The 22,050-nt window shown below is 40.0% G+C and carries 22 protein-coding genes and 7 tRNA genes; 28 read left to right on the top strand and 1 reads right to left on the bottom strand.

Going from position 1 to position 22,050, the window contains the following annotated elements:
- The first annotated feature begins 169 nt into the window (after positions 1-169).
- The 16 genes from KMHG_RS15245 (at position 170) to glmS (ending at position 10,284) form a co-directional block, all read left to right on the top strand.
- Positions 170-246, top strand: a tRNA-Asn gene (locus KMHG_RS15245).
- A 23-nt stretch (positions 247-269) separates the two neighbouring features.
- Positions 270-342, top strand: a tRNA-Thr gene (locus KMHG_RS15240).
- A gap of 92 nt (positions 343-434) precedes the next feature.
- Positions 435-509, top strand: a tRNA-Glu gene (locus tag KMHG_RS15235).
- Between the two features lie 7 nt (positions 510-516).
- Positions 517-592 (top strand) — tRNA-Val (locus tag KMHG_RS15230).
- 12 nt (positions 593-604) lie between these two features.
- Positions 605-688, top strand: a tRNA-Tyr gene (locus KMHG_RS15225).
- A 9-nt stretch (positions 689-697) separates the two neighbouring features.
- Positions 698-772: transfer RNA gene (locus KMHG_RS15220), tRNA-Gln, on the top strand.
- A 1-nt stretch (position 773) separates the two neighbouring features.
- Positions 774-846: transfer RNA gene (locus KMHG_RS15215), tRNA-Lys, on the top strand.
- Between the two features lie 117 nt (positions 847-963).
- Positions 964-1,140 (top strand): CsbD family protein, encoded by a 177-nt coding sequence (locus tag KMHG_RS18890; RefSeq protein WP_010290806.1) that lies wholly within the window; start codon positions 964-966, stop codon positions 1,138-1,140.
- 92 nt (positions 1,141-1,232) lie between these two features.
- Complete coding sequence (gene rocF / locus KMHG_RS15205) at positions 1,233-2,135, top strand: arginase (RefSeq protein ID WP_010290804.1); 903 nt, start codon at positions 1,233-1,235, stop codon at positions 2,133-2,135.
- Between the two features lie 65 nt (positions 2,136-2,200).
- Positions 2,201-2,764 (top strand): RNA polymerase sigma factor SigW, encoded by a 564-nt coding sequence (gene sigW, locus KMHG_RS15200; RefSeq protein ID WP_010290802.1) that lies wholly within the window; start codon positions 2,201-2,203, stop codon positions 2,762-2,764.
- A 12-nt stretch (positions 2,765-2,776) separates the two neighbouring features.
- A complete protein-coding gene (locus tag KMHG_RS15195; protein WP_010290800.1) occupies positions 2,777-3,397 on the top strand; it encodes a zf-HC2 domain-containing protein in 621 nt (206 codons plus the stop codon).
- A 142-nt stretch (positions 3,398-3,539) separates the two neighbouring features.
- Positions 3,540-4,385 carry a diadenylate cyclase CdaA gene (gene cdaA / locus KMHG_RS15190; RefSeq protein ID WP_010290799.1) on the top strand — a complete coding sequence of 282 codons (846 nt, stop codon included), beginning with the start codon at positions 3,540-3,542 and terminating at the stop codon, positions 4,383-4,385.
- Positions 4,385-5,677 carry a CdaR family protein gene (locus KMHG_RS15185; RefSeq protein WP_010290797.1) on the top strand — a complete coding sequence of 431 codons (1,293 nt, stop codon included), beginning with the start codon at positions 4,385-4,387 and terminating at the stop codon, positions 5,675-5,677. The genes cdaA and KMHG_RS15185 overlap by 1 nt, the downstream gene beginning before the upstream one ends.
- 42 nt (positions 5,678-5,719) lie before the next feature.
- Positions 5,720-7,072, top strand: a complete 1,353-nt coding sequence (gene glmM / locus KMHG_RS15180; protein WP_010290794.1) for a phosphoglucosamine mutase — start codon at positions 5,720-5,722, stop codon at positions 7,070-7,072.
- A 401-nt stretch (positions 7,073-7,473) separates the two neighbouring features.
- The gene (locus tag KMHG_RS15175; protein ID WP_010290791.1) at positions 7,474-7,980 is read left to right on the top strand and encodes a type 1 glutamine amidotransferase domain-containing protein; all 507 of its coding nucleotides are present in this window, start codon (positions 7,474-7,476) and stop codon (positions 7,978-7,980) included.
- Between the two features lie 504 nt (positions 7,981-8,484).
- Positions 8,485-10,284 (top strand): glutamine--fructose-6-phosphate transaminase (isomerizing), encoded by a 1,800-nt coding sequence (gene glmS, locus KMHG_RS15165; protein ID WP_010290788.1) that lies wholly within the window; start codon positions 8,485-8,487, stop codon positions 10,282-10,284.
- Positions 10,285-10,455: 171 nt separating this feature from the next.
- Here the strand turns inward: glmS and KMHG_RS15160 are convergent, their stop codons facing one another.
- On the bottom strand, positions 10,456-11,508 hold the full coding sequence (locus KMHG_RS15160) for a hypothetical protein (RefSeq protein WP_010290787.1): 1,053 nt from the start codon (positions 11,506-11,508) through the stop codon (positions 10,456-10,458).
- A 359-nt stretch (positions 11,509-11,867) separates the two neighbouring features.
- Between KMHG_RS15160 and KMHG_RS15155 the strand changes: the two genes are divergently transcribed.
- The 12 genes from KMHG_RS15155 to KMHG_RS15100 all read left to right on the top strand — a co-directional run bounded on the left by KMHG_RS15155 (position 11,868) and on the right by KMHG_RS15100 (position 22,006).
- Positions 11,868-12,476, top strand: a complete 609-nt coding sequence (locus KMHG_RS15155) for a histidine phosphatase family protein (protein WP_010290786.1) — start codon at positions 11,868-11,870, stop codon at positions 12,474-12,476.
- Between the two features lie 329 nt (positions 12,477-12,805).
- On the top strand, positions 12,806-13,759 hold the full coding sequence (locus KMHG_RS15150; protein ID WP_010290785.1) for an ABC transporter permease: 954 nt from the start codon (positions 12,806-12,808) through the stop codon (positions 13,757-13,759).
- The gene (locus KMHG_RS15145; RefSeq protein WP_010290784.1) at positions 13,749-14,720 is read left to right on the top strand and encodes an iron chelate uptake ABC transporter family permease subunit; all 972 of its coding nucleotides are present in this window, start codon (positions 13,749-13,751) and stop codon (positions 14,718-14,720) included. The genes KMHG_RS15150 and KMHG_RS15145 overlap by 11 nt, the downstream gene beginning before the upstream one ends.
- Complete coding sequence (locus tag KMHG_RS15140) at positions 14,717-15,481, top strand: iron ABC transporter ATP-binding protein (protein ID WP_010290783.1); 765 nt, start codon at positions 14,717-14,719, stop codon at positions 15,479-15,481. Before KMHG_RS15145 ends, KMHG_RS15140 begins: the two co-directional genes overlap by 4 nt.
- Before the next feature lie 117 nt (positions 15,482-15,598).
- Positions 15,599-16,675, top strand: a complete 1,077-nt coding sequence (locus KMHG_RS15135; protein ID WP_010290780.1) for a siderophore ABC transporter substrate-binding protein — start codon at positions 15,599-15,601, stop codon at positions 16,673-16,675.
- Between the two features lie 65 nt (positions 16,676-16,740).
- Entirely contained in the window at positions 16,741-17,070 is a 330-nt protein-coding gene (locus KMHG_RS15130; RefSeq protein WP_010290779.1) for an antibiotic biosynthesis monooxygenase family protein, read from the top strand.
- A gap of 205 nt (positions 17,071-17,275) precedes the next feature.
- A complete protein-coding gene (locus KMHG_RS15125; RefSeq protein ID WP_010290778.1) occupies positions 17,276-17,716 on the top strand; it encodes a universal stress protein in 441 nt (146 codons plus the stop codon).
- Positions 17,717-18,148: 432 nt separating this feature from the next.
- Positions 18,149-19,243: a 3-phosphoserine/phosphohydroxythreonine transaminase gene (gene serC / locus KMHG_RS15120; protein WP_010290777.1), complete on the top strand. Its 1,095-nt coding sequence runs from the start codon at positions 18,149-18,151 to the stop codon at positions 19,241-19,243.
- A gap of 137 nt (positions 19,244-19,380) precedes the next feature.
- Complete coding sequence (locus tag KMHG_RS15115) at positions 19,381-20,259, top strand: cation diffusion facilitator family transporter (protein WP_010290776.1); 879 nt, start codon at positions 19,381-19,383, stop codon at positions 20,257-20,259.
- Between the two features lie 31 nt (positions 20,260-20,290).
- Positions 20,291-20,668, top strand: coding sequence for a hypothetical protein (locus KMHG_RS15110; RefSeq protein WP_010290775.1), 378 nt, complete (start codon positions 20,291-20,293; stop codon positions 20,666-20,668).
- 237 nt (positions 20,669-20,905) lie between these two features.
- The gene (locus tag KMHG_RS15105) at positions 20,906-21,394 is read left to right on the top strand and encodes a GNAT family N-acetyltransferase (protein WP_010290772.1); all 489 of its coding nucleotides are present in this window, start codon (positions 20,906-20,908) and stop codon (positions 21,392-21,394) included.
- A 105-nt stretch (positions 21,395-21,499) separates the two neighbouring features.
- Positions 21,500-22,006: a DNA-deoxyinosine glycosylase gene (locus tag KMHG_RS15100; RefSeq protein WP_010290771.1), complete on the top strand. Its 507-nt coding sequence runs from the start codon at positions 21,500-21,502 to the stop codon at positions 22,004-22,006.
- The last annotated feature ends 44 nt before the right edge of the window (positions 22,007-22,050 follow it).

The raw sequence follows: 22,050 nt of genomic DNA, 5'->3' as shown, positions 1-22,050 counted from the left end.
ACATTAAAGAAGCACTGACATAGATCAGTGCTTCTTTTTTATTGTTTGAAGATTTTGTAATATAATAAAGTATTCTGTTTTTTCAAAAATACTATTGCATTTTACCTAATTCGTCGCTATAATAATAAGTGTAAATGAGTAATCAATTTACATATTGAAATAGTATTGTTCCGTTGTAGCTCAGTTGGTAGCAGCATCTGACTGTTAATCAGAGGGTCGCAGGTTCGAGTCCTGCCAACGGAGCCATTTTTTTGTCTTTTTATAGCTGTGCTTCCATAGCTCAGCAGGTAGAGCACTTCCATGGTAAGGAAGAGGTCACCGGTTCGAATCCGGTTGGGAGCTTATACTTTATAAAAAAATGAAAAAAAGTATTGCATACTATAAAGAATCATGATAATATATTTATTGTCTTTGAGAAAAGACTTAAATTAAATGGCCCCTTGGTCAAGCGGTTAAGACACCGCCCTTTCACGGCGGTAACACGGGTTCGAATCCCGTAGGGGTCACCATTTATACGGAGGATTAGCTCAGCTGGGAGAGCATCTGCCTTACAAGCAGAGGGTCGGCGGTTCGATCCCGTCATCCTCCACCATTTATATTTTTCGGAGGGGTAGCGAAGAGGCTAAACGCGGCGGACTGTAAATCCGCTCCTTCGGGTTCGGCAGTTCGAATCTGCCCCCCTCCACCATTTAAATATTGGGGTATAGCCAAGCGGTAAGGCAACGGATTTTGATTCCGTCATGCCCAGGTTCGAATCCTGGTACCCCAGCCATGAGTCATTAGCTCAGTTGGTAGAGCATCTGACTTTTAATCAGAGGGTCGCTGGTTCGAATCCTGCATGACTCATACTCATAACGAAACTTCTTCACTTCGGTGGAGAAGTTTTTTTGTGTTTAAAAAAAGAAAATGAGGGAATTAATGAGAATGTGTATAACAAAACTTTTCTTAGGAGGTTTTACGTATATGTCAGGATTATCAGATAAAATTAAATCAGGTGTAAACAAAGCAAAAGGTGAATTAAAAGATCAAGTAGGGAACGCAACGAACAATGCGAAGCTCCAAGCTGAAGGTAAAGTTGATAAAGCGAAGGCAGCAGCGCAAGATAAAGTCGGCGACCTGAAAGACAAACACGATAAATAAGTAAATGGCAAAAATCCTTGTATGGTAATTTTTATCATATGAGGATTTTTTCTGTATAATAAAGATGAAAACGTATACAGGAGGGAATTGCTTTGAAATCATTGAACATTTCGGTTATTGGTGTACCTTCAGATTTTGGACAGAGCCGTCGCGGCGTAGATATGGGACCAAGTGCTTTACGTTATGCAGGTGCAATTGAACGGTTAGAAAATTTAGGACATCATGTAACGGATTTAGGTGATTTACATATCCACAAGAAGTTCCAAGCGCAATCACATCCAACGCTCAAAAATGTGGATGGCGTTGTAGATGTATCTATGCGTTTAGCAGAAGAAGTTAAACAGATTGTTGGTAAAGGGCATTTTCCAATTGTATTCGGTGGGGATCATAGCATTGCAATCGGTACGCTTGCCGGACTAGGTGCGCACTATGAAAATTTAGGTGTGATTTGGTATGACGCACACGCAGATATGAATACCGAACAAACATCACCAAGCGGAAATATTCACGGTATGCCGCTTGCAACAGCAATGGGCTACGGGGCAAATGTACTAACAAAAATTCGTCAACAATCCCCTGCGGTTAAGCCTGAAAATGTTGTGCTTATTGGAGCACGTTCAATTGATCCCGGAGAAAAAGCATTTATTAAAGAACATGGCATTCAAGTGTATACGATGCATGATATTGACCGTTTAGGAATGACAGCAGTGATGCAAGAGGCAATTATTCATTTAGAAGGCCAACACGTAGATGGTGTGCATTTATCGCTCGATTTAGATGCGATCGATCCGATGCATACGCCAGGAGTCGGCACACCTGTACCTGGGGGGCTATCTTATCGTGAGAGCCATTTAGCTATGGAAATGTTACAGGATTCCAATTTAATCACATCGCTTGAACTTGTCGAAGTAAATCCGATTTTAGATGAGCGTAATCGCACAGCGGAAGTGGCGGTGACGTTGCTCGGATCGTTAATGGGTGAGCAACTTGTATAAATAAGTGAAACCTTTTAACGGGTGAGTCGTATATTAAACAAGCGAATGTGGGAAAGGACGTCACAATGGATCCGTTAATCAACAAAAGAATTAAACAAGTGCTCAAAGGTGATCAAAGTGCATATGCGGATATTGTGAGCCTTTATCAACAGAGCTTATATCAAGTATGTTATCGCATGCTTGGCAATAAAGAAGAAGCAGAGGATGCTGCACAAGAAGCGTTTATTAAAGCGTATATTCACTTGCACACCTATGATCAAAAACGAAAATTTTCAACGTGGCTATATCGTATTGCCACGAATTTATGCATTGACCGTATTCGTAAAAAGAAGCCCGATTATTATTTAGATGCAACGGTACCTGGTACGGAAGGGTTAGATATGTATTCGCAGTTATCTGTGGACGAGCTTTTACCTGAAGAAGAGCTAGAACGGATGGAGCTGCAAGAACGTATTCAATATGAAATTAGCCGTTTGCCAGATAAGTATCGTGCGGTCATTATATTAAAGTATATTGAGGAGTTACCCCTGCAAGAGATTAGTGATATTCTCGACATTCCGCTTGGCACAGTGAAAACACGTGTGCATCGCGGGCGCGAAGCATTACGGAAGCAGTTAGGGGATTTGTAGGAGGTTATTTCTATGAAGCAATGTCCAGAGCATGTCGTTGAATATATGCATGAATATTTGGATGGCGATATTACAAAACAACATGAAACCGCGTTACGTGAACATTTAAAAGAATGTCCGTCTTGCAAAGCGCATATGTATGAACTGACGAATGTCGTAGCCTTTATTAAAAGTGCGACGGCGGTCTCAGTACCAGCGCAGTTTACGACGAATGTGATGACCGGGTTGCCGATTAAATCGCGTCCGTTAAAAGGCGTACAACGATTTTTACGAAGACATCCGATGCTCATTGCGGCAGCTGTATTTTGTATTTTAATGAGTGCCGCATTATTTTCAAGTTTCAATCAATCTGGGCAGTTTTCCGTGACGAAAGCGCCAGGGTTAATCGTTGAAGGAGAAACCGTCACCGTTCCAAAAGGTGAGACGATTCAAACGGATTTAGTTGTGGAAAATGGTAACTTAATCGTCGATGGCAATGTCGATGGCAATGTCACGGTCGTGAACGGTCAATATATGGCCTCTACAGCGAACGTAACAGGCCATGTAGAAGAAATTGACGAGACGTTTGAATGGTTATGGTTTACGATGAAAAATGGCTTTAAAAACATGTTTTCGCTCGGTAAAGAGCAATAATGACAACGAAGGAAGATTGCTAACGAGGCAGTTCTTCCTTTTCGTTTTTTAATGGTTTCTATGTTGCAAGAAGAGGTTTTGAAAAGATATGTGCTATACTTGAGGCATATGCACTTGCTAGAAAAGTGGGGGATCGATCCACATGAACTTTATACAACAAATTAGTCAATTGACAGACAACGATGTAGTTAGATTGTTCCTCAATATTTTGGATATACTACTTGTTTGGTATGTGATTTACAAAGGCCTTACTCTTATCCGTGGAACAAAAGCAGTGCAGTTATTAAAGGGTATCTTTGTAATATTCATCATCCGCGTCGCGACCGTGTTACTTGGACTAGAAACGCTCGGTTGGATTACGAATCAAATTATTGATTGGGGTTTCCTCGCAATTATTATTATTTTCCAACCAGAGATTCGTCGTGCCCTGGAGCAAATCGGTCGAGGAAAGCTATTCTCCCGTAGTAGTAATTTAAAAGAGGAGCAAGAGCAAGATCGTCTTATTCAGGCGATGTCAAAATCAGTCGGCTATATGGCAAAACGTCGTATCGGTGCGCTGGTTTCGATTGAGAAAGATACGGGATTAACGGATTATATTGAAACAGGTATTCCGATGAATTCAGAAATTTCATCTGAGCTGATGATCAATATTTTCATCCCGAACACACCATTACATGACGGGGCTGTGATCGTTCAAAAGAACAAAATTGCAGCAGCGGCATGTTACTTACCTTTATCTGAGAATCCTTTCATTTCGAAAGAGCTCGGTACACGTCACCGCGCCGCCATCGGTATTAGTGAAGTGACGGATGCGATTACGATTATCGTATCGGAAGAAACAGGTGGTATTAGTTTAACGGTAAATGGCGACATTCACCGCGACCTATCCCTCGAAGAGTTTGAAATGCGCTTACGCAGAGCATGGTTCGGTGACCCGAACGATGCGACGACGCCGAAGTGGAACTGGAGAGGGGGTAAGAAAGAATAATGGATAAATTGATCGATAATCCGTGGATATTACGTATTACTGCCCTTATTTTAGCGATCCTATTATTCTTTACGGTCAAACCCGAAGAAAAAGATGATGCAAATACGTTTTCAGGCATAAAAGAAGAAACATTGGAAATGCCGCTTAACGTTCGCTACGATAACAACAATTTTGTTGTGACAGGCGAACCTGAGACGGTCATTGTGAAAATCAAAGGTCCAATGGGTATTGTCGTATCGGCAAAACAAGCAAAAAGTTTTGAGACGTACATCGAATTAAAAAACAAAACAATCGGTGCGCACAAAGTGAAAGTAAAAGTATCAGGCCTTTCTGATAAGCTAGACTATACAGTTGAACCGAAAACGGTCAACGTAAATGTCGAAGAGCGCGTATCGAAACAAGTAAAAGTAGAACCGCAAATTACACAGCAACAGCTTGCGACAGGTCACTACGTTGTTGCAGCTGCAGCCGATCCACAAACGGTAACTGTGACAGGCGCGGCAGATGATGTCAATCAAATTGCATACGTGAAAGCAATCGTTCCAGGTAGCGACATTGATAAAAGCTTAGACCGCGATGTGCGGGTAAAAGCATTTGATGCCGGTTGGAACGCGCTTAATGTGTCATTCTCACCACGACTGGTGCATGTCACAGTAGACGTAGGCGAATATCATAAAACAGTACCGATTGTCGTGAAACAAAAAGGTACGCCGGCAGATGATGTAAACATTACAGCGATGAAACCGGAAAAATCGACAATCACCCTTTACGGACCGAAGCAACAAGTAGAAGCAATCGATGCGTTAGACGTTACAGTCGACGTATCGGATGTGATTGCAGCAACGACAAAAACAGTCGATGTTGTCCTACCCGCAGGTGTCACGTATGCGTCAGATGCGAAATTGAATATCGACATTCAAACGTCTGAGAGTGTGTCAGAAGATGAACAAGCCGATAGTGAAGAGGAAGCGAAAGACGCAGCAGAAGAAGAGCAACAAGCACAACTTGATCAAAAGACGTTGAAAAACGTGCCAATCAACGTATTAAACTTTGATCCAGATGCTTACACGATTGAGTTCGTGTCGCCAAATCCAGGCACGGTTACGTTAAATATCGAAGGTGATAAAGCAGCGATTGAAAAGCTGTCAGCGGAAGATTTTAACGTAAGTGTTGAGGTAGAAGATGTTTCAGAAGGTACGCAAACGATGCCAATTCATATTGAAGCACCAGAAGGTATTAAAGCGACAGCTTCTGAAACGTCGGCAAAAGTGAAATTTACAAAAAAATCATAATGAAGATAGAAACATGTATGAGTTTTGAAGGAGAGAAACAACATGGGTAAATATTTCGGAACAGACGGTGTCCGCGGCGTAGCGAATAGCGAATTAACACCAGAATTAGCATTCAAATTAGGCCGCATCGGTGGATACGTTTTAACGAAAGAAGCTACAGAACGTCCTAAAGTATTAATCGGTCGCGATACACGCGTATCAGGTGAAATGTTAGAAGGCGCTTTAGTAGCAGGTTTATTATCAGTCGGAGCGGAGGTTATGCGTTTAGGTGTTATTTCAACACCAGGTGTTGCTTATTTAACACGCGTTATGAGCGCGCATGCAGGTGTCATGATTTCTGCATCACATAACCCTGTTGCCGATAATGGTATTAAGTTTTTCGGATCAGATGGCTTTAAATTATTAGATCACCAAGAAGCTGAAATTGAAGCGCTATTAGATGCGGAAGAAGATACTTTACCACGCCCAGTTGGCAAAGATCTTGGTAGCGTAAGTGATTACTTCGAAGGTGGCCAAAAATATATCCAATATTTAAAACAAACAGTTGATGAAGACTTTACAGGTATCCACGTCGCACTAGACTGCGCACACGGTGCAACATCTTCATTAGCGGCACATCTTTATGCAGACTTAGAAGCAGACCTTTCAACAATGGGTGCTTCACCAAACGGTTTAAACATTAACGATGGCGTCGGTTCAACACACCCAGAAGCGCTTGCACAATTTGTTGTCGAAAAAGGCGCAGACCTTGGTTTAGCATTTGATGGCGATGGCGACCGCTTAATTGCGGTTGACGAAAATGGCCAAATCGTTGATGGGGACCAAATTATGTTCATCTGCGGTAAGTACTTAAATACAAAAGGTCGTCTGAAAAAGAATACGGTCGTTTCAACTGTTATGAGTAACATGGGCTTCTACAAAGCTGTAGAAGAAAACGGTATGGAAAGCGTTCAAACGAAAGTTGGCGATCGCTACGTTGTAGAAGAAATGCGTAAAAATGATTACAACATGGGTGGCGAACAATCAGGTCACATCGTGTTCTTAGATTACAATACAACAGGTGATGGCTTATTAACAGGTCTTCAACTTGTGAACACAATGAAAGCAACAGGTAAAAAATTATCTGAGCTTGCAGCGGAAATGACGATTTTCCCACAAAAACTAATTAACGTGCGTGTGACAGATAAACATGGTGTTACAGATAACGCAGCCGTGGCAGCAAAAATCGCAGAAGTTGAAGCGGAGATGGCTGGCGACGGTCGCGTATTAGTACGTGCATCAGGCACAGAACCGTTAGTACGTGTAATGGTTGAAGCGCCGACACAACAAGCTTGTGATGCTTATTGCACATCTATCGCAGACGTAGTACGTACTGAAATGGGCTTAGAAGAATAATAATATTTTGATAAAAAAGAGGGAATTTCTAAAAATTCTCTCTTTTTTTGTTTTATTTTATGAGAATTGGGAACAATACTACTGTAGCTGCAGTTAGCTGCAGAAGTTGCTAATTTTTAATTAACATGAATCGTACGTGAAACATGTAGCGTATCGCGAATGACACGGTTGTCATATTCTGATGGAGTGTATGGACATCGTTAGCTTTTGCACACATACGTTACAGATGCTACGTATGCGAATCAATCACTTTCCCATGTGAGATAAAAGCCTTGAGCTTGCCGTTGCTCAAGGTTTTTATTTGCGCAAAATGAGATTAACGGCTGTGCTAATTTCGCTGTTTAAAGCGATGTATAGCGGGAAGACATATAGCGAAGACATTTATAAAGGAGCTGTTTCATTTGTCAAAAGTAGCAACACTTATTACAGACCAATTTGAAGACGTCGAATTTACAGAGCCAGCTGTCGCGATTCGCGGTGCAGGTCATGAAGTCATTACGATTGAGAAAGAAGCAGGAAAGACGATCACAGGGAAGCACGGAGAAGAAGTGAACATCGATCAAGCGATTGATGATGTGAAACCGGAAGACTTCGATGCATTATTAATTCCTGGTGGCTTTTCACCGGACTTACTGCGTGACGATGAGCGCTTCGTCTCATTCGCCAAAAGCTTTATGGATGCGAAAAAGCCGGTATTCGCCATTTGCCACGGGCCGCAATTATTAATTACGGCGAAGGCATTAGAAGGGCGTCATGCAACTGGTTACAAATCGATTCGCGTTGATATGGAATATGCGGGCGCACAATTTGAAGATCGAGAAGTCGTTGTATGCGGCGATCAACTTGTGACGAGCCGTACACCAGATGATATCCCAGCGTTTAACGAAGCGCTATTAAAATTACTATAATAATAAGCAATACCAATCCTGAGTGATTACTCAGGATTTTGCATGTTTTGAGAACTTTTCTATTACAAGTAACGTCATGTATGAGAATTGTCCCTTTTTTTCATTTGAAACCCTTTTCAATTTTAGTTTCTGATTGACTATTAATTTTGGATTCAGTATGATTGAACTGCGATTTAGAAAAAGAGGTTAGACATCTTACAAAAAATTGCATTAACACTGCAAAGGAGGATCGTGTTCAAGCAGAAATCGGAAAAACAGTTATAGCGCCAGTACTAAGGAAATCAAGCCACACAGCCTTAGTAGACGAGGTGGAGGAGTATCGAAACATTCGGCGGATGCCTCCCGATCGTATTGCCCGATCGTCGATGATTTTTAAAACAGAAGAGCAATCTTTTGGACAAAGAAAGCATCAGGCAAATCATATAGCAAGGAGCCCTATTCGATAAAGAATAAGGTATCGTTTCTTGCGCACAAAAATTTGCAATCATTCGGAGGAATATTATTATGTGTGGAATCGTAGGATATATTGGCCAATCAGACGCCAAAGAAATTTTATTAAAAGGTCTAGAAAAATTAGAGTATCGTGGTTATGACTCAGCAGGTATTGCCGTATCAAATGAAACAGGCGTACATGTATTTAAAGAAGTCGGCCGTATCGCAAACTTACGTAGTGCAGTAGACGAATCAGTAGCAGCAACTGCTGGTATCGGTCATACACGCTGGGCTACGCACGGTGTGCCAAACCATTCAAACGCACACCCTCACCAAAGTGCATCAGGTCGCTTTACTTTAGTACACAACGGCGTAATCGAAAACTATCACTTACTACAAGATGAATACTTACAAGGCGTAACAATGAAATCTGATACGGATACAGAAGTTATCGTTCAGTTAATCGCGCATTTCGTAGAAGCGGGTTTATCAACAGACGAAGCATTCCGTAAAACATTAGGTTTATTAAAAGGTTCTTATGCACTTGGTTTATTAGATAACGAAGATGCAGAAGTCATTTACGTAGCGAAAAACAAATCACCATTATTAGTCGGTGTTGGTGAAGACTTCAACGTAATCGCAAGTGATGCAATGGCGATGTTACAAGTAACAGATCAATTCGTCGAATTACACGATAAAGAAGTTGTACTTGTAAAACGCGATAGCGTGACAATCGAAAAATTAGACGGTACGACTGTTGAACGTGCACCTTACACAGCACAATTAGATATGAGCGATATCGAAAAAGGTACGTACCCTCACTACATGTTAAAAGAAATCGACGAACAACCAGGTGTTATTCGTAAAATCATCGCACAATATACAAAAGACGGTGAATTAGCAATCGATGAAGATATTTCTGCAGCATTAAAAGAAGCGGATCGTTTATACATCATCGCTGCTGGTACGAGCTATCATGCCGGTCTTGTCGGTAAACAATACTTCGAAAAAATGTCTCAAACACCAGTAGAAGTACACATTGCAAGTGAGTTCGGCTACAACATGCCACTACTTTCTGAAAAACCACTATTTATCTTTATTTCACAATCAGGCGAAACAGCGGATAGCCGCCAAGTATTAGTGAAAATTAAAGAAATGGGCTACAAAGCATTAACAATTACGAACGTACCTGGTTCTACATTATCTCGTGAAGCAGATTATACATTGTTATTACATGCTGGTCCTGAAATCGCGGTTGCTTCTACAAAAGCATACGTTGCACAAGTAGCAGTACTTGCGATTACAGCTTACGTTGAAGGCCAAGCGAAAGGTATCACTTTCGATTACGATCTAAAAACAGAACTTGGTGTTGTCGCAAATGCGATTCAAACAATTATCGATAAAAAAGAAGAAATTCAACAAGTGACAGATGCTGTGCTTCCAACGACACGCAACGCATTCTTCATCGGTCGTGGTATCGATTACTGCGTAAGTATGGAAGGCGCATTAAAACTAAAAGAAATTTCATATATCCAAGCTGAAGGTTTTGCAGGCGGCGAATTAAAACACGGTACAATCGCTTTAATCGAAGACGGTACACCAGTATTCGCATTAGCATCTCAAAAATCAATGAGCTTAAACGTTCGTGGTAACGTGAAAGAAGTTGTGGCACGTGGCGCAAACCCTGTCATCATTTCAATGGAAGGTATGGAAGAAGCAGACGATACAATGGTGCTACCAGCAGTTCACGAACTACTAACACCACTTGTAACAGTAATTCCACTTCAATTAATTAGCTACTACGCAGCACTTTACCGTGGCTGTGATGTGGATAAACCACGTAACTTAGCAAAATCAGTAACAGTTGAATAATAGTATTTTTCAATAAATATAAGAGGCTGGGACATAAGTGTAAAAACACCCTCTCAAATGAGCATAAAAAAACCGGAATCGCGCTGTGGCGCGGTTCCGGTTTTTTGTTGCGAACGCTAAAAAAGGAAAATGAAATGTTTTGTCCCAGCCTCTTTTGTATGCACGTGTACGTTAATTTTTTTCGATAAATAATTGATTTTTCATCGCAACAGCCCAAACGAGACGGCCGCTTTTCGTAAAACCGATGCCTTCGTTTTCACGATCAATATTTACGCGAACGTCGGTACGTTTTCCTGTTTTTTTATGAATTTTGACGTACCAGCCATTCGTTGCGAGATAATAGTAGCCTTTATGGTACGTGAGCGCTTGTAGTTCATATTGTTTCGTGATGCCGACGACTTTCGGGAATCGTTGGATGTTTGAAATGCGTGCTTGTTTTGCATCTTTGTCTAACTTTAATGTGATGAGTTCATAGCCACGGTCTACATCGTATTTACGGGCGACAACGGCTGTGCGCTCGTTCACCATCGTCATCGTACCGATTTTAATATTTTCCGGCACTTTCCAGCTTTGCTGTGCTTCCCACGTTGTCGGATTATATTTTGTAATGCGCTGAAGTGACGGGTCCGGAACATCTGAGCCGATAAAGAACGCACCATCATAATAACTTACACTTTGCCCATGACCGACTTCTAAACGTGGTGATTTGCTAAGTAATTTCCCTTTGGAATTGTAATGATAAATATAACCGTCGTTTAATAAATCACCGGTCGTATAGCTTAAATAAGCGTCTGACCCTTTACCAAAAACGATATTTTGAAGCGTCCGCCGTTCGCCATTTTCTAATCCGTTATGTGGGGCGTACCATTTTTTTAACGTTTTACTGTCGCTCGTTTTTACGGTGTAATTGCTTTTTTTCGTAGATAACGTTTTTAATTTCGTACGCGTCGTTTTTACTTTTTGGTATTGGTAAGTCGAATAGCCATCTCGGAGCGTTACTGCGCTTCGTTTGTAATGAATTTGAATTTGTTTGTTTTCTAACGAATCGTTATATTTTTGAAAATAGTCTTCTTGCGGTCCTATGTCTACGATTGGATTTTCTTGAAAATCAGCATGCGCAAAAATGAGGCGGTCTGCTTCGTTGTGATGTGTTTGCGTCAAGGCAATCGTAGCAGTCGTTAAAATGAGGACGAATTTTAAAAAATGATCGTTACGTAATGTCATCAATCTCCTTCACCTTTTCTCTATATATTCCGTTGGCTACGTGCATGTGTTGATAGAGTCGTAAAAAATTTGATGTTGCATCGCCATGTTACTTTTATATTTATTAAATGCCTCCTTAAATAATTTTGGTATTTTTTAGCTTATATTATTATTTTTCTCTTATTTACTAGTTTAAACCATTTATGGATGTCGGTAAAAAGGGTATAAGATTCCTTTTTTCGATATTTTTCAACGAAAATAAGGCCTTTTGAAGTAAAAATGAAACGGTGTTAGAACTGCTTTTCGTAAAGAAAGACGTTTAATGATTTGAATTTTAGTGAATGATGAAGTAAAGACATGTTGTGATAGGGGGCGTTTAGATGGGACAAACAATGTATGTGATTCGCCACGGTGAAACAGAATTTAACACGATTGGGAAATTCCAAGGTCAAGGGGATTCACCATTGACGCAAGAAGGCCGCGATCAAATGTATCATATCGGTCGTATGTTAAAGATGGAGATTGAAAATATTCACGATTGGAAAATCATATCGAGTCCACTCGGTCGTACAGTAGAAAGTACGAATATTTTGTGCGACGTTTTAATGTATGATAAAGAAAATGTCATTTATGATCCGAGACTACAAGAAGTGTCGGTCGGTAATTGGTCAGGGCTTTACATTGAAGACATTAAAGCACAATGGCCACGTCTCCTAGAAGGTACGAACCATTACAACTGGTATTTTAATTCGTTAGAAGGAGAACGTTATGCAGATGTCGAAGCACGTATTTCAGACTTTTTGGACAGTGTAAAAGACGAGCCAAAACTGATTATCGTCGCACATGGCGTCACGAGTAGAATCATTCGTGGACTGTATCAACAGCTACATAAAGATGACGCGCTTCGATTAGAAGCAAGCCACGAAACGTTCTTTAAATTAGCAGATGGTCAAGTGAAACGATACACGTATGAATATGAAGAATTTTAATGAAATGAGCGCACACTGCACAATGACGCGGTGTGCTTTTTTTGTGGAAAAAAGTGATTTTCAAAGCGGAAGCGCAATATTTAAAATGATTATAAATTAAAATGAATGATAAAAAAAATTATGAAGTGGGAGAAAGTAGTCTTTCTATAACGTGTATAGAAAAATGTCTATAGGAAAGAAATCTTGTACGTGATGCATATTGGTATACATTCTCAATCAGTGGCAAACCTTGAATTTTTAGAGAAGATACGTAATAATATTGGAAGGATTAAATGATAATCATTTTCATTATCATGCGAAAAGAAATTTAATAAAATGAGGGCAAAAAAATGAGATTATGGATGTTAATCGTTGCTGCGATTATTTTATCTTTCATCTCGCTGTTCACTGGTGCGATTGATATTAAACCGAGTGATTTATGGAACGGTCCTTCTGATGAAGTAGAAATTTTCTTAATCAGTCGCTTACCCCGTTTAATGGCGATTATTCTTGCCGGAGCTGGTATGAGTATCGCAGGTTTAATTATGCAATCACTAAGTCGTAATAAGTTCGTATCGCCAACGACAGCAGGTACGTTAGATGCAGCAAAATTAGGGATTGTCATTTCGATGGTGTTCTTCACGAACGTATCGTACATGCAAAAAATTATGTTCGGCTTTGCATTCGCCTTAATTGGAACGTATTTATTTATGCGTTTACTTGATCGTATTAAATTTAAGGACGTTATTTTCGTGCCACTAATCGGTATTATGTACGGGAATATCATTTCTTCAATTACAACGTTTATCGGGTACGAAGCAGACGTGTTACAAAACGTCAGTTCATTTTTCTTAGGAAGCTTTACGTTAGTCGTATCAGGACGTTACGAACTATTATACGTAGCGGTACCAGCGATTATCCTCGCGTACATATTTGCGAATAAATTCATGGTTGCCGGTATGGGTGAAGACTTCGCGAAAAACTTAGGGTTAAGTTATAAAACGGTATTAAATATTGGCCTTGTCATTATCGCAGTCATTTCAACGACAGTCGTCTTAACTGTCGGCGTTATTCCTTTCTTAGGATTGATCGTGCCAAATATTGTGTCGTTATACTTAGGGGATAACTTACGCAAAACGATTCCACATACAGTAGCACTCGGTGTCGTATTCTTACTTACATGTGACATTATTAGCCGTGTGATCGTGGCACCTTATGAAATTCCAGTCAATACGACAGTAGCGGTCATCGGTAGTGCGATCTTCTTATTCATGTTGTTTAGGGGGAAAGCATATGCAAAGTAGTATTAAAAAACGTAACGCGATGAAAATTCTCATTTTAGTCGTGATTGCCGCGTTATCGATTACCGGCTATTTATTTTATAACATTCAAGGCGGCTTCAGCTATGCCTTTCCACGCCGTGTGATGCGCGTTTGCGCAATGATTATTACGGCAATTGCGATTGCGTATGCGACGATTATGTTCCAAACGGTCACGCGCAACCGTATTTTAACGCCGTCAATGATCGGTGTTGATTCGATGTATGAAGTAGTCCAAACGGTCATTTTCTTCTTCCTCGGCTCAGCATCAGTATTCGTTGTCGACCGTTATTTAAACTTCGGTACAGCAATTATCGCGATGGTTTTATTCGCGTTATTACTTTATCGTTTCTTATTCCGTGCAGATAAATATCCGATCTTCCTTCTATTACTTGCAGGGATGATCATCGGGACATTACTCGGTAGTCTCGTAAGTTTCTTACAAGTGATTATCGACCCGATTGAATATTTAAGCTTACAAGGAAAACTGTTCGCAAGTTTCTCAAACGTGAAATCAGAACTTGTCGGTATTGCTGCGGTCATTTTAATTTTATGTTTCTTATATGGCGCGCGTATGATGCGCGATTTAGACGTCATGAACTTAGGTCGCGAAACAGCGATGAACTTAGGTGTTAATTACGATCGTATGGTATTAAAAGTATTAATTTTAGCATCGATTTTAATTGCGACATCTACAGCGCTTGTCGGTCCGATTACGTTTTTAGGGTTAATCGTTTCTAACTTAGCGTATCAGTTTTTAGTGACGTATAAACATTCGGTATTAATTTTAGGCGCTAGCCTATTTAGTATTATTGCACTTGTCGGTGGTCAATTCCTCGTACAGTACATCTTCGACTTAGAAACGACACTTAGTGTTATTATCAATTTCGTTGGTGGCGTGTACTTCATTTACTTATTATTGAAAGAAAGTAGGGCAGCAGGATGATTGAAATTAAAGGCTTATCGAAATTTTTTGGGAAGAAACCTGTTGTAGAAGATGTGTCAGTGACAATTGAATCTGGGAAAATTACATCGTTTATCGGGCCGAATGGTGCCGGTAAATCGACGTTATTATCAATGGTGAGTCGTCTGTTAGATTCAGATACAGGTGAAGTACTGTTAGATAAAAAAGATGTGAAAAAGTTAAAATCACAAGACTTCGCAAAACGCGTGGCGATTTTAAAACAATCAAACTTTATTAACGTACGTTTAACGATTCGTGAACTCGTTTCTTTCGGTCGTTATCCATATTCAAAAGGACGTTTGACAGATGAAGATAACGCAAAAGTAGATGAAGCGTTATCGTATATGAACTTAACTGAAATTCAGCATAAGTTTTTAGATGAATTATCAGGTGGACAAAAGCAACGTGCGTTCATTTCAATGGTCATCGCGCAAGATACAGAATACATTTTGCTAGATGAACCACTGAATAACTTGGACATGAAACACTCAGTGCAAATTATGAAAATTTTACGTAAACTTGTTGATGAGCTCGGTAAAACAGTTGTCATCGTGCTGCACGATATTAACTTCGCGTCGGTATATTCAGATCGCATCGTCGCGTTGAAAAATGGTCGCCTCGTTAAAGACGGTCCGACATCAGAAATTATTAATACGAATGCACTACGCGATGTATACGATATGACGATTCCTGTGCAAGAGCAAGATGGCTGTCGTATTTGCGTATATTTCCAATCCCAATAAATTACCAAAATGCTGTTGACAAAATCTTATTGTATCCGTACAATAAGGTTTAGTTAATTGTAAATGATAATCACTCTCATTTGGGTGGGGGTTCATCTTTAGGAGGAGAATTTGAAAATGAAAAAATGGCGTTTATTAACAGCAACTGCAGCTTTAACTTTAATGTTAGGTGCTTGTGGTTCAGATGATGCATCAGAGGACAAATCTTCATCAGAAAAAACAGAACAAACTACGAGCGATAACAAAACTGCAGCGAACGATGCAGCTTTCCCAATGACAGTAAAATCATTAACAGCTGAACGTGAACTTGAAGTAACAGGTAAAGACGGTAAAGCAACAGGCAAAGTTCAAAAAGTCGTATTTGAAGATGTTGAGCTTAAAGAACAACCAAAACGTATTATTACGCTTGATTACGGTTTCTTAGATACACTTGATGCACTTGGCGTTGAAGGTATTGTCGGTATTCCTTACGGCGGCGGCGAAGGAAACATGCCTGAACAACTAAAAGAAAAATATGCACCAAGCGATGATATCCAAGATGTTGGTAACTTAAAAGAACTTGATCTTGAAGCAATCGCAGCAGCTGAGCCAGATGTTATTTTCATGTCTGGTCGTCAATCTTCTTACTACGAGCAATTAAAAGAAATCACACCAAACGTTGTATTCATCGGTTCTGACAACGCAAACTACATCGCTGGTGTTGAAGATTCAATCGACTTAGCTGCAAAAATCTTCGGTAAAGAAGATAAAGCAAAAGAGTTAAAAGATACATTAGATGCGAAAACAAAAGAAATCCAAGAGAAAGCTTCTAAGTACGATAACGCTTTAGTAACAATGTACTCTGATAAGCAAATCTCTGGTTTCGATGATGGTGACGACTCTCGTTTCAAATACGTTTACCAATCATTCGGTTTCAAAACAGCTATTACAGGTCTTGATACGTCAACTCACGGTTCTAACCTTTCATACGAAGGTATCTTAAAAGCAGATCCTGAAGTATTATTCGTTATCGACCGTAACGACCAAGATGTTGAAGCGCTGAAAAAAGACGTTGAAAACGACATCATCAAGAAAACTCAAGCTTACAAAAACGGCACAATCGTATACTTAGACGGTACTAACTGGTACTTCTCAAGCAATGGTGCAACAACTGAAGTTGAAAAAATGGACGAAATCTTAAACGAATTAAAATAATTCGCTTATAACACGGAGCATGACTCAATTTGAGCCATGCTCTTTTTTAAAGGGAGGAAAAAATAATGTTCGTACAAATGCGTCGTATGACAATTAAAGAAGGTTATTTAGAAGAAGCAACAGCACGCTTCCGTAAAAAGTCAGATAAACCATCGATTTTAGAACAACGTGAAGGCTATATCGGTCGAGAAATTCTCGTTTCAAAACCACGTCGCGGTGAGCAAGAAATCGCTATTTTAATCCGTTGGGAATCTGAAGCAGCATGGAAAGCTTGGGAAAAGAGCCCAGAGCACATCGCTGGTCATAAAAAGAAAATTGCAGAGCACGGCGGTAAACCACCACGCCCAGACTACATTTTACATGCAGAAGGTGGCTTATACTTCGTCGAAGATTAATGAAAAAAGAATCGTGCATCGTGCGATTCTTTTTTTAAGCGCAGATGGAGTGGGTATATGTAAATAAGGTCTATAGTTAAGTAATAACGAAACAAATAATGCTCACATAATGGACACGATTTCCATTAAAACGTAAATTTAGGGTTAATATTTGGTGGCTAATGTCATATGATAAAGATAATTATATGCCGAAAGGATGAGTGTCATGTTTGAGAAAATTCTTGTAGCAATTGACGATTCAGATTTGAACGACAAAATTTTAGAGGCGGCAGCAGAACTTGCAAGCCTTAACAATGGTGTTGTGACAATCATAAATGTACACCAAGCGCCAATTGCCCCAGCTTACCCATATGACGTTACACGTGACTACGTGAAAACGGTCAATGAAGGATTAGTGAAAGACAGTACAGAACGTCTTGAGAAAGCGAAAAATATCGTGTTATCAAAGTATCCCGATTGCCAAATTAAATTGCAATCACTAGCGGGGAACCCAGCAGATCGTATGTTGCAATATGCAGAAGAAACAGCTCAATCTGTCATCGTCATCGGTAGTCGAGGTTTACGCGGACTTAAAGGTATGTTACTCGGTAGCGTAAGTTCAAAAATTGCACAGCTCGCACCGTGCCAAGTATTAATTGTGCATTAGTCCATTAAAAAGAATCGCCCCTAAGCGGTTCTTTTTTTGTTGACATCTAACGTACGTATGTAAATGATACGTTTAAACTGTGTGCAAAAAACGCAGAGGAGCAACAAACAATTATGTCAGTATCATCTATTACGAATGTATCAGCTTTAAATGATTTGCTATCGACGAGGCATCTCTATTAGAAATATCTCGGTTTGTATGTGTCAGAAGGACAGCTGAAATATTCTCTCAATTGCGTAATCGTTTACATAAAATAGCGACATCGTGCTTTTTCCGATAGTTCGTGCCTTTTTTAGACGATAATATTCTGTTTTCAGACAGTTTTTTTAAAATATTATGACAATTTTAGTTGAATATTCGTCAAAACCTTCATAAAATACTGAAAATAGAGTAAAATAAAACTCAACAATTATCCACAAGGAGTGTATTACATTGACGACAACAGTTAAACGCGCATATAACTTAAACGCAGGTCCATCAGCATTACCACTTGAAGTGCTACAAAAAGCTCAAGAAGAATTAGTAGACTTCAAAGGTGCTGGCATGTCCGTAATGGAAATGAGCCACCGTAGTAAAGAGTATGATGAAGTACATACTGAAGCAATCGCACGTCTGAAAAAACTTTTCAACATTCCTGAAAACTACGAAGTACTTTTCTTACAAGGCGGCGCAAGCTTACAGTTCACGATGCTTCCAATGAACTTCTTAAAAGAAGGTCAAACAGCTAGCTACGTACAAACTGGCTCATGGTCTGAAAAAGCGTTAAAAGAAGCGAAACTACTAGGTAACGCAACGATCGCAGCAAGCACGAAAGAAAACAATTACAAAAACATCCCAGCATTTGAAGATATCAAATACAATGCAGATGATGCTTACGTTCATATTACATCGAACAACACGATTTTCGGCACTGGTTGGGCTGAATTCCCTGACACAGGCGATGTGCCACTAGTAGCTGATATGTCTAGTGATATTTTATCTAAGCCTGTAGACGTTTCTAAATTCGCGATGATTTACGCTGGTGCGCAAAAGAACCTTGGCCCTTCAGGTGTTACTGTTGTTATCATTCGTAAAGACTTCTTAGAAACAGCGAACGAAAACGTACCGACAATGTTAAAATACGCAACACATGCTGACAAAAACTCACTTTACAACACACCACCAACATTCGGTATTTACATGTTAGGTGAAGTATTAAAATGGGTTGAAGCACAAGGTGGCGTAGAAGCAGTCGCAAAACGCAACGAAGAAAAGGCGGCATTAATCTATGACGTCATCGACAATAGTAATGGCTTCTACGTAGGTCACGCAGAAAAAGGTAGCCGTTCATTAATGAACATTACTTTCCGCGTAGCTGATGAAGCGTTAGAAAAACAATTCCTTGCAGAAGCAAAAGAAGCTGGCTTTGTAGGTTTAAATGGTCACCGTTCAGTAGGCGGTTGCCGCGCATCTATTTACAACGCTGTACCTGTTGAAACTTGTGAAGCACTTGCAAACTTCATGAAAGAATTCCAAGCAAAACACTAATTCTTCCTTACATTCGTAAAAAGTTTCTGCTATAATAAGGAAGCTTTATAACGAACGGAATAAAAAACGACGTAACGCACTTTTTGTGTGTTACGTCGTTTTTGTCGTTTCTAAGATTTTTGCGGGAGGGAAACTTTTTGGACGTATACAAAAACTTACGTGAAGGGGAAAAAGGTGCCTGGATCAGTATTTTCACCTATATATTTTTAAGTGGCTTAAAGTTAACGGTCGGCTTAATCGGCACGTCGGAAGCATTAAAAGCAGATGGTTTGAACAATACGACCGATATTATCGCTTCTGTCGCCGTACTTGTCGGCCTCCGTATTTCGCAACGCCCGCCAGATAAAGATCACCACTACGGTCATTTACGTGCAGAGACCGTTTCATCACTCATTGCGTCATTTATTATGGCTGTCGTCGGTTTGCAAGTTGTATTTAATGCGATTAAAAAATTTACGACAGGCGAACATCAAGAGCCATCTCTTATGACAGCCATCGTCGCAGTCGTTTGTGGTGTGATTATGTATATCGTTTATATGTATAACATTCGTTTAGCGACACGTATTAAAAGCTCTGCGGTCAAAGCGGCTGCTTACGATAACCGTTCTGATGCGCTCGTGAGTTTCGGCACAGCAATCGGTATTTTAGCCGCGATTTTCGGCTTCCCAGTGATCGACTCGATTACTGCGGTGCTCGTCGGGTTATTAATTATTAAAACGGCGTACGACATTTTCGTTGAAGCTGTTCATACGTTAACAGATGGTTTTGATGAAGATGAGTTAGTTGAAATCGAGGCGCTCGTACGTCACGTGACGGGTGTAATTGACGTTCGTGACATGAAAGGCCGTATGTCAGGGAATATGATGTTTTTAGATGTGACGATAACCGTCGATGCGAAAATGGACGTCGTACAAAGTCATCACATTACTGAATTGATTGAAAGTACGGTACGTGAATATAACCCATATGCGGTCACACTTGTGCATATAGAACCCGCGGAATATGCTACAATATAAACGAACGAAATTCATATAGGGGGCGTTTATAATGGCCAATCCACAAGCAGTAGAGATGGTTGTAACACAAGGTTTAAATGTATTGAAAGCGATGAACGGTTTATGGAACTTCTCAAACCGTAAAATCGACAAGGCATCGGACGATTACACACGTTTCTTCGCCAACTTCCATTCATTTGATGTGTATACACATATGGACCCAGAAGTAGACGAAAACGAAAAAGTGCGTGCCTTCCAACAAAAAGTATTAACATTCGACGAACCATACGCACCATTGCGTGTAAAACAGCCGGCAGAAGTTGATAGTACAGCATCAAAAGCATTGTATGAAGCTGCAGTTGAAGCGTACAACGAAATGGTCACTGATTTAGGCAAAGCTGATAAAGTCGTGAACGCAAAATATTTATAAAAAATGTAAAAGCTATGTCCATTGGGGCATAGCTTTTTTTGTGTATTTATTTTAAAATCCAAAAGGGTAGTACAGTTTGAAAAACGCTACAATATTTTTTAGCAAAAAACAACTATTTTTAGTTGGTAAATGATATTTACAGCGAATTGTTAACACAAAATAGACATTAAATTTTTGTTGAAAAATAAGATTTAAGTCGTTAAAATTATTTACTACAGAACTGAAAGGAGCTAATAAATGCAACTACATTTTTACGACCATGAAGCGCATGGACATATGTTAGAAAACTACACACTAACAGAGGAACAACTACATTTTACGACGTCTCCATACGATGCGATGGAAATGGCGAAGAACGATCCGTATCGTTATCCACTTGTCGCAATCGACAATGATGAAATCGTCAATTTCTTAATGCTAGATGGCGATCAAGGACGCAAAATGTATTCACAAAATGAGCGAGCGATTTTATTACGCGCTGTCTCAACAGATTTTCATCATCAAGGAAAAGGCTACGCAAAACGTGTCATGAACATGTTGCCAAACTTCGTAGCAGAAAACTTCCCAGATAAAAATGAAATTGTGCTAGTCGTAAATATTTACAACCAAGCAGCACAAGGGTTATACCATAAATGCGGCTTCATTGACGAAGGCGTACGTACGATGGGCGCGAAAGGCGAAGTCATCGTAATGCATTACAAAATTCAACAATTGGTGGCGATTTAATGATGGACGATACCGCAAATAGTAGATAGGACTGTCTCGAACGAAATTCATTCGAGACGGTCCTATTGTCGTTTTAAGGGTAAACTAATAAAGAGGTGAGAAATGATGATTGAAAATGTATTAAAACCGATTGTCGACAGCAACACTCGCATCCTCATTATCGGCTCGATGCCAGGGAAGCAGTCACTAGAAAAACAACAATATTACGGTCATCCACGCAATCATTTTTGGCCGATTATGAATGCGTTATTAGGTAACTGTCCCGATACGTACGACGCGCGATTAGCGTGGCTACAATCACATCATATTGGGTTGTGGGATGCGATTGCGTATTGTGAGCGTGAAGGCAGTTTAGATGCGGCGATTCGTAACGAAGTGCCGAATGATTTCGCATCGTTGTTTCAAACGTATCCACATATTGAATGCGTGTTATTTAACGGTGGGAAAGCGAAGCAAGTGTTTAAAAAACATATCGGATTTGACGTGTTAGAAGCGCGGGACTATTTTCAAATGCCATCGACGAGCCCAATTCCAGGGAAGAACATTAAAACGTTCGAACAAAAGATAGAAGCTTGGTCAATTTTAAAACAATATGCTCAAAAAGCCACTTAAATCGCGAGTGGCTTTTTACGTGTTTTCAATTGACGAGGTTTATA

It is taken from the genome of Kurthia massiliensis, from assembly GCF_000285555.1.
GTDB lineage: Bacteria > Bacillota > Bacilli > Bacillales_A > Planococcaceae > Kurthia > Kurthia massiliensis.
The sequence above is the reverse complement of the archived record's forward strand: the minus strand, read 5'-3'. Positions and strand labels throughout refer to the sequence as shown.

Coding starts and splice junctions, on each gene's coding strand:
- KMHG_RS18890 (WP_010290806.1), top strand. CDS start 964: ATGTCAGGATTATCAGATAAAATTAAATCAGGTGTAAACAAAGCAAAA.
- glmM (WP_010290794.1), top strand. CDS start 5,720: ATGGGTAAATATTTCGGAACAGACGGTGTCCGCGGCGTAGCGAATAGC.
- KMHG_RS15195 (WP_010290800.1), top strand. CDS start 2,777: ATGAAGCAATGTCCAGAGCATGTCGTTGAATATATGCATGAATATTTG.
- KMHG_RS15140 (WP_010290783.1), top strand. CDS start 14,717: ATGATTGAAATTAAAGGCTTATCGAAATTTTTTGGGAAGAAACCTGTT.
- sigW (WP_010290802.1), top strand. CDS start 2,201: ATGGATCCGTTAATCAACAAAAGAATTAAACAAGTGCTCAAAGGTGAT.
- KMHG_RS15185 (WP_010290797.1), top strand. CDS start 4,385: ATGGATAAATTGATCGATAATCCGTGGATATTACGTATTACTGCCCTT.
- KMHG_RS15155 (WP_010290786.1), top strand. CDS start 11,868: ATGGGACAAACAATGTATGTGATTCGCCACGGTGAAACAGAATTTAAC.
- glmS (WP_010290788.1), top strand. CDS start 8,485: ATGTGTGGAATCGTAGGATATATTGGCCAATCAGACGCCAAAGAAATT.
- KMHG_RS15160 (WP_010290787.1), bottom strand. CDS start 11,508: ATGACATTACGTAACGATCATTTTTTAAAATTCGTCCTCATTTTAACG.
- KMHG_RS15130 (WP_010290779.1), top strand. CDS start 16,741: ATGTTCGTACAAATGCGTCGTATGACAATTAAAGAAGGTTATTTAGAA.
- KMHG_RS15150 (WP_010290785.1), top strand. CDS start 12,806: ATGAGATTATGGATGTTAATCGTTGCTGCGATTATTTTATCTTTCATC.
- cdaA (WP_010290799.1), top strand. CDS start 3,540: ATGAACTTTATACAACAAATTAGTCAATTGACAGACAACGATGTAGTT.
- KMHG_RS15110 (WP_010290775.1), top strand. CDS start 20,291: ATGGCCAATCCACAAGCAGTAGAGATGGTTGTAACACAAGGTTTAAAT.
- KMHG_RS15135 (WP_010290780.1), top strand. CDS start 15,599: ATGAAAAAATGGCGTTTATTAACAGCAACTGCAGCTTTAACTTTAATG.
- KMHG_RS15125 (WP_010290778.1), top strand. CDS start 17,276: ATGTTTGAGAAAATTCTTGTAGCAATTGACGATTCAGATTTGAACGAC.
- KMHG_RS15145 (WP_010290784.1), top strand. CDS start 13,749: ATGCAAAGTAGTATTAAAAAACGTAACGCGATGAAAATTCTCATTTTA.
- KMHG_RS15105 (WP_010290772.1), top strand. CDS start 20,906: ATGCAACTACATTTTTACGACCATGAAGCGCATGGACATATGTTAGAA.
- KMHG_RS15100 (WP_010290771.1), top strand. CDS start 21,500: ATGATTGAAAATGTATTAAAACCGATTGTCGACAGCAACACTCGCATC.